At 35.2% G+C, this 1,340-nt stretch carries 4 protein-coding genes; 1 reads left to right on the forward strand and 3 read right to left on the reverse strand.

Annotated elements, in window-relative coordinates; genetic code table 11:
• The 3 genes from J7J01_09890 to J7J01_09900 form a co-directional block, all read right to left on the reverse strand.
• On the reverse strand, window positions 1-358 hold a 358-nt coding region (locus tag J7J01_09890; protein ID MCD6211169.1), incomplete at its 3' end, for a hypothetical protein.
• Window positions 359-390: 32 nt separating this feature from the next.
• Window positions 391-534 carry a hypothetical protein gene (locus J7J01_09895; GenBank protein ID MCD6211170.1) on the reverse strand — a complete coding sequence of 48 codons (144 nt, stop codon included), beginning with the start codon at window positions 532-534 and terminating at the stop codon, window positions 391-393.
• Window positions 531-752 (reverse strand): hypothetical protein, encoded by a 222-nt coding sequence (locus tag J7J01_09900; GenBank protein ID MCD6211171.1) that lies wholly within the window; start codon window positions 750-752, stop codon window positions 531-533. The genes J7J01_09895 and J7J01_09900 overlap by 4 nt, the downstream gene beginning before the upstream one ends.
• A gap of 195 nt (window positions 753-947) precedes the next feature.
• Between J7J01_09900 and J7J01_09905 the strand changes: the two genes are divergently transcribed.
• On the forward strand, window positions 948-1,340 hold a 393-nt coding region (locus J7J01_09905), incomplete at its 3' end, for a transposase (GenBank protein MCD6211172.1).

Below are 1,340 nucleotides of genomic sequence, written 5' to 3' on the forward strand. Positions count from 1 at the left end.
AAGTAAAATCGTGAATATAAAGAGTTATCGGTATAAAATATATTGTAAAAGGTAATGCAGAAGCCCATTCTATAAATCTTTTTTCATCATCTTCGTTGAAAAAATTTGGCAATAAATGGATACCAATACTAGGTTTTTTGGGCTTTAAAGGAAAATCTTTGAGGTCTTCTAAAAGCATTGAAGTACAAGGAATGACTTTGACATCATTTTTTATATATGATAATTTCTCCCTATCCCCTGAACTCCTTACAGTTATATATCTATAATCCTCTAAGTAGTGAAGATCTTTAGGAAAATCGACAATGCCGACCGCATTTAAAATATGATTTCCAGGTATCTTGAATTTATCATAGAACAAGTCGGGGCTTGGTCGAAGAAGATGACCACCACCTATAATGATAGTCTCGTAATCATTGGAATGAGTTCATCAAAGTCTACCTCCATACCTCTTAGAATTTTTTTAACACTTAATCCAATAGCTACATCTCCGGTATTGCCACTAATATTATCATAGAGTATTCCTACTTTTTTCATTTATACACTCCATTAAAGCCTATAGCATGATTCGCTTCTTTTGAGAGCATATAACTGCCATATCCTTCTTCTGATACGAAATCTAATACTATTTCCCCTTTAACAAATTGTGCACCAAATGCAAAGTAATACCTATGCAAATGCTCATAATGTATCTCTGCCCCGCTTATTTTCGGGTCCACAAAAGGCAAATACCTTTCACCTATCCACTCAAGCATTTTTTTTTTACTATTTTTGTTTTTATCATATCTTACTCTTCCTTTCCTTATATGTGTTATGGTCGATCCTAGAATCCAATTACTGGGTTGCACCCTTGTTAGTATACAACTAGTTAAGAAACAGTATTTAAAACTTTCGATACACGTGCTGTGTTGCATAACTATAAATATAGATGTTTTCCTATGGAATGAATTATGAGAAAAGAGCGTTGGGGGAAGAAATATAAAGATAAGCGAAACTGGAGAGAATACAATGAAAAACTTGTAGCCCGTGGAGAAGCATATATTTCCCTGGATTTCATTGAAACGCAGGATAAAGATTTAGAGAAGTTAAACAGAGGGAAGGTAGGCGCACCATATGTATATCCTGAATGCCTGAAGGTGTTTTTGGCGTATTTACATGTGTTGCTGAACATCGATTACAGAGGGCTTAAAGGATTTCTTAGGGGTTTATCCAGGCTTATCAGCTTTGATGTGCCTGACTATACCACCATTTGCAGACGAGTAAACAAAGTCTCTATAGAGATAGAAAAGACCTTGATTTCCTATAAGAACAAAGAGGTGGTGGTTTACCTTGACTCTTCCGGC

The organism is Methanophagales archaeon (genome assembly GCA_021159465.1).
Lineage (GTDB): Archaea > Halobacteriota > Syntropharchaeia > Alkanophagales > Methanospirareceae > G60ANME1.